This is a genomic window from Pseudomonas sp. SST3, assembly GCF_003325755.1.
Genome location: NZ_QORI02000069.1, coordinates 1 through 5,992 on the forward strand (window position 1 = coordinate 1; position 5,992 = coordinate 5,992).

At 60.0% G+C, this 5,992-nt stretch carries 3 protein-coding genes and 1 pseudogene; all 4 read right to left on the reverse strand.

The annotated features are described in order from the left end of the window. Positions 1-189: pseudogene (locus DQ405_RS23410) on the reverse strand (copper-binding protein); the annotation flags it as partial. Between the two features lie 2 nt (positions 190-191). After that, complete coding sequence (locus DQ405_RS23415; protein ID WP_041015562.1) at positions 192-3,353, reverse strand: efflux RND transporter permease subunit; 3,162 nt, start codon at positions 3,351-3,353, stop codon at positions 192-194. Further along, complete coding sequence (locus tag DQ405_RS23420; protein WP_041015561.1) at positions 3,350-4,801, reverse strand: efflux RND transporter periplasmic adaptor subunit; 1,452 nt, start codon at positions 4,799-4,801, stop codon at positions 3,350-3,352. The genes DQ405_RS23415 and DQ405_RS23420 overlap by 4 nt, the downstream gene beginning before the upstream one ends. Further along, the coding region (locus DQ405_RS23425; RefSeq protein ID WP_178114204.1) for a TolC family protein at positions 4,798-5,992 on the reverse strand (1,195 nt) is incomplete at its 5' end. The genes DQ405_RS23420 and DQ405_RS23425, both read right to left, overlap by 4 nt.

Consider the following 5,992-nt stretch of genomic DNA (forward strand, 5'->3'; position numbering starts at 1 on the left):
TGTCCCTTTATCTGTATCGATCTTTTTAACCGTACCGGTAGCTGTAGCGGTCTGCCCAGCTGCCTTTTGGTCCATCTGCATATCCATGCCTTTGTGATCCATCGGCATGCCTTCCATGGGCTTCTTGTCATCTGCAAACGCTGCAGGTACCAGGAGCAGTGAGGCGAAGGCAATGTTTGCGATTTTCATGGTTATTCTCCAGCGTGGTTGGTTGCTTGTGTTGGGGTGACGCGAGACTGCTTGCGACGCATCAGGAGATACGCTGCAGGCAAGACGAACAAAGAGAGCAGGGGCGCGGTGATCATGCCGCCCACCATGGGAGCAGCAATCCGGCTCATGATTTCGCTGCCGGTTCCACTACCCCAAAGAATGGGCAGCAGGCCGGCGATGATGACCGCGACTGTCATTGCTTTGGGACGAACGCGCTGAACGGCGCCTTCTCGGATTGCATCGAGCAGCGCATGCTCATCCTTCGATCCAGCATCCAGGCGTTCGGTCCATGCGTTCTTGAGGTAGAGCAGCATAATTACGCCGAACTCGGCCGAAACCCCGGACAGGGCGATAAAGCCGACCCCGGTTGCCACTGACAGGTCATAGTCCAGCAGGTAGATGAACCAAACTCCGCCCGTCAGCGCGAAAGGAAGGGTGGCCATGATCAGCAGCGCCTCGCCGAGCCGAGCGAAGATTAGATACAGCAGTACGAAGATGATCACCAAGGTAGCCGGTACTACGAGCTTCAGCTTAGCGTTGGCGCGCTCCATAAACTCGAACTGGCCGGAGTAGCTGATGCTCATGCCGGACTCGAGCTTTACCTCGTCGTCGACTTTAGCTCGGATCTCTTTCACCACCGTGGCCATGTCGCGGCCGCGCACATCGACATAGACCCAGCCGGTCAAACGCGCATTTTCGCTCTTCAACATCGGCGGTCCTTCGGTGACCTTAACGGTTGCCACCGTCCCCAGCGTGATCTGGCTGCCCTGTGGGGTATAGATCGGGAGGTTGCGCAAGTCACTCAGCGAGTCCCGCCATTCGCGTGGATAGCGCAGGCTGATCGGATAGCGTGCCAGGCCTTCGACCGTCTCGCCGATGGTCGCGCCGCCGATGGCCCCGGAGACGATGGCTTGCACGCCTGCGATGTTCAAGCCATAGCGCGCGGCGGCGGCTCGATCGATATCGACATCGATATAGCGCCCGCCTGTCATCCGCTCCGCTAGCGCCGAGCTGACCCCAGGCACCGTTTTGGCGATCCTTTCCACGGCCTGAGTAGTCTTGTCGATTTGAGCCAGATCGGTGCCGTACACCTTGACCCCGATGGGGCTCTTGATGCCGGTGGCGAGCATATCGATGCGATTGCGGATGGGCGGTATCCACAGGTTGGCCAGGCCCGGCACCTGCACTGCCTGGTCCAGCTCCTTCACCAGTTGTTCTGGTGTCATGCCGGGGCGCCACTGGTCCCTTGGCTTGAACTGGATGGTGGTCTCGAACATGGTCAGTGGCGCCGGATCCGTCGCGGTGTCGGCCCGACCGGCCTTGCCGAACACATGGGCGACTTCAGGCACGGTCTTGATCAGGCGGTCGGTCTGCTGCAGCAGCTGTGATGCCTTTTGTGCCGAAAGTCCCGGCAGCGCGGTGGGCATATAGAGCAGGTCGCCTTCATCCAGCGGCGGCAGAAACTCCCCCCCCAGGCGAGCAACAGGCCAGAGGCCGGTGAGAAATACCAGCACAGCCACCAGCAGGGTCGCCTTTGGCCAACGCAACACCGCATCCAAGGCTGGCTGGTAGACCCAAATCAGCCCCCGGTTGATCGGGTTGCGGTGTTCATCCGGGATTTTTCCTCGAATCCAATAACCCATAAGCACCGGCACCAGTGTCACCGAAAGCCCGGCGGCCGCCGCCATGGCATAGGTCTTGGTGAATGCCAGCGGACCGAACAGGCGTCCTTCCTGAGCCTCCAGCGTAAACACCGGGATGAACGACAGGGTGATGATCAGCAGGCTGAAGAACAGCGCCGGACCGACCTCTACCGCAGCATCGGTAATCACCCGCCAATGCGCTTCGCCTTTCAGAGCCTTGTCCGGATGTTTCTTATGCCACGCCTCGATGTGCTTGTGAGCGTTCTCAATCATCACGATCGCGGCATCGACCATTGCGCCAATGGCGATGGCGATCCCACCCAGGGACATGATGTTGGCGTTGACCCCCTGCCGCTGCATGATGATGAACGCAATCAGAATGCCCGCCGGCAGCGAGACGATCGCCACCAGGGACGAGCGCAGGTGCCAGAGGAACAGCGCGCAGACCAGAGCGACGACGATGAATTCCTCGATCAGCTTGTGGCTGAGGTTCTCCACCGCACTATCGATCAGCTTGCTGCGGTCATAGGTGGTGACGACTTCAACCCCTTCCGGCAGGCTTTTCTTTAGCTCCTCCAGTTTGGTTTGAACAGCGGCGATGGTTTCACGCGCATTCTTGCCGCTACGCAGGATCACCACCCCGCCGACCACTTCACCTTCGCCATCGAGCTCAGCAATGCCGCGACGCATCTCTGGACCGAGCTGAATATGGGCGACATCACCGAGCGTCACCGGCACCCCGCCTGCATCCAGGCGCAATGGAATGGCCCGGAAGTCCTTAAGCGTCTGTAGATAGCCAGATGCACGAACCATGAATTCGGTCTCTGCAAGTTCCAGCACACTGCCGCCGGTTTCCTGGTTGGCCTCCTCGACAGCCTTGGTTATTTGCTGCTGGGTCACGCCAGCGCTGGCCATGCGGACAGGGTCGAGTACGATCTGGTACTGCTTGACCATCCCGCCAATGGGCGCCACCTCTGCCACGTTAGGGAGTGTCTTCAGCTCGTAGCGTAGGAACCAGTCTTGTAACGAGCGCAGCTGGGACAGGTCGTGCTTGCCGGTACGATCGACCAAAGCATATTGGTAGATCCAACCCACCCCCGTCGCATCAGGACCCAGTGCAGGCTTGGCCGCTGCGGGCAGCCGGCTCTGCACCTGACTCAGATATTCGAGTACACGCGAGCGAGCCCAGTACAGATCCGTGCCGTCTTCGAAAAGCACGTACACATAGCTGTCGCCGAAGAACGAGTAGCCGCGAACCGTCTTCGCACCGGGCACCGAGAGCATGGTGGTCGTCAGCGGATAGGTGACCTGATTCTCGACGATTTGCGGTGCCTGCCCCGGATACGGCGTGCGGATAATGACCTGCACGTCGGAGAGGTCCGGCAACGCATCGACCGCAGTATTCTTGACCGACCAGACGCCCCAGGCGACAGCGAACAGGGTCGCGAGCAATACCAGAAACCGGTTGGCTACTGACCATCGGATCATGGCTGCGATCATTGCGAGCCTCCGGTTTTCTCGATGCGTTCGATGATCAGCCCCTCGTCGCTTTCACGCACGCCGACCCGGACCCGGTCATCCGTATCCAGGCCTACCATGAGCGATGGGTCAGCAATGGGGAAGGACATGGTCATGCCGGGCATGTTGAGAGTCTTGAAGGGGCCGTGTGACAGGCCGACCATGCCATCGTCCAGGCTGACAATCGTGCCTTCGGCTTCATGTAGAGCGGGTTCCGCCGAGGATGCCGGCTGCTCCAAGGGCTGCGCGGTAAGTCCACGAAGACTTGCCTCGGAATCGAGCAGGAACTGGCCGGACGCCACGACCTTCTGGCCAGCTTCCAACCCTTCGAGCACTTCGGTTTTCTCATCGAACTCGCGGCCGGTGCGGATTGCGACAGGGCGATAACGGCCTTCTTCCTCAGCCAGCATGACCAAAGCGCGCTTACCAGTACGGATTACGGCTTCGGTCGGTATTACGAGCGCATTGTCAACGTTGCGGTTCAACGTCACTTCGGCGGTCATGCCGGGACGAAGCCGCCGCTTTGGGTTAGGGAGCTCAACACGGACACGAACCGTGCGGCTGTCCAGATTGGCCTGTGGCAGTACAGCCTGGATTTTGCCTTCCAGTGTCTCGCCGGCAAAAGCGGGCAAGCGTGCTGTTACTGACTGGCCCTGGGCTAGATTGGAAACCTGCGCCTCAGGTACCGCGACCTCCAACCAGACATTGTCCAGCCCATTGATGCGAGCAAGAGACGCGCCGGCCGATACAGTCATGCCCTCGCGGACGTCGAGACTATTTAATACGCCGCCGATCGGACTGGTTACGGTCCAGACCGGGCGCGCTTTACCGGTTCGTTCCAGCTGCGTAATGACCTCTGGCGGCATGCCAGCCAGACGTAGACGCTGCCGAGCAGCGGACAGCAGCTGGGGTTGGCCGATGCCCTTCAGGGCCAAGTATTCTTCCTGTGCCGCTGCCCACTCTGGAACGAGTAGATCGGCTAGCGGCGCTCCTTTTTCAATGACGTCCTCCGGTGCTCGGTCGTAAACGCGCTCGACGAAGCCACCGGCACGCGCCTGCACAATCGCCACATCTCGCTCGTCGAACATCAATGCGCCTGTCGCGTCGAGCGATTGGCTAATCGATTCACGCGTTGCGGTCGCCAGGCGCATGCCGAGGTTCTGCATCACGCTCGCGTCAATGCTCATCGATGCCCCGTTGCCACCCTCATCGGCATAGCGCGGAACAAGGTCCATATCCATGAAAGGTGATTTGCCTGGTTCATCGAACTTCTGCTGGGGATACATCGGGTCGTACCAATAGAGCACTTCCTTCCCTTCTTCTTCAGATGTTTGTGCGAAGGCTGCGGCAGGTAACATGACTACGGCGGTAGCACCAATCATCATAGGGAGGCTGAGTACGAGGGCCAGCCGCTTGAGTTGGAAAATCATCGTTGGGTATCTCCAAAAGCGAAATGCAGGCGGGCGTTAATCAGCGCTCGGTCACGGGCCGTGTCGATGCGGCGCAGGCGGGTCTCGACGAGCTGGCGACGCGCATCGACCACAGCGATCAATTCGCCCTTTCCCGCGCGGTAATCAGCCATGGCAAGCCGGACCTTTTCGTCCGCGAGCGGCAGTAGGGTTTCCTCGAGCCGAGTGAGTGCTCGGTCCAGACGCTGATACTCAGCTAGGTCGGTGCTCAGCTCCTGGTTATGCATGCGTAACGTTGCTTGGCGCTGAGCCTCGATCTGCGCAAGCCGAGCACGCTCAGCTGCGATCTTTGGGTCCTGCCGCGAGCCGGTGAACAACGGCAGGTCGAAGCTGACGCTGAGGTTCACCATGTCGCCGTACTCCCGCCCACGACGCAGGTAGTCGACGCCCCAACTCCAGTCCGGTGTTTTCTCAGCGATGGCTTGGCGAACCTTCGCTTCCGCTTCAAGCGACATTGGATCGAAGGCGAGCAAAGCCGGGTGACGGTTCAGGTTGTGCTGGTAATGGCTAATGTCGGCAAGCCATTGCGGCCAGTCGCCCATAAGCGGTTGGTCTGCGGACTCGCCTATCCAGCGGCGTAGGTCGGCCCGCGCAACAAGCTGGTTGCGCAGCAGTTCATCCTCTTGTTCAGCAAGCAATGCAGCCTCTTGCTTCGGAAGTACGCTGTCTGCCGCTAGCCCACCGCCGCCGGCAATGCGCGCCTGAACTGCCCGGGAGAAGAGCTGGTTTTCACTGTACAGCTGCTTGAAAAGGCTTAGCTTCCGCTCAACCGCGAAACCAGCGATCCATGCTTCGGCGGTCTCCTGGCGCACGCTGAGACGTTCAATGGTTTGCTGGACGTCAGCGAGCGCAACACCTGCCTGCGCGGCCTCGACACGGGCGCGCCTTTTTGCTCGGTTTGGGACCTCTTGCATGACCCCAACCATTTGCATGGTCATGGCCTCTTGGCCCATTTGCCAGCGTGCGTCACCCTCAATGGGTACGTTTTGCAGCCCAAGCTTAAGTTTAGGGTCTGGAAGCTCGCCGGCAGGGATTGCAGCGCTGCGTGCGGCTTGAAGGCTGGCGGCCTGTGCATCCAGCGAAGGCGCTTCTTGCTCGGCCAAGCTCAGGGCTTGTTCCAAGGTCAAAGCCGACGCGATCCCTGGAAACGAG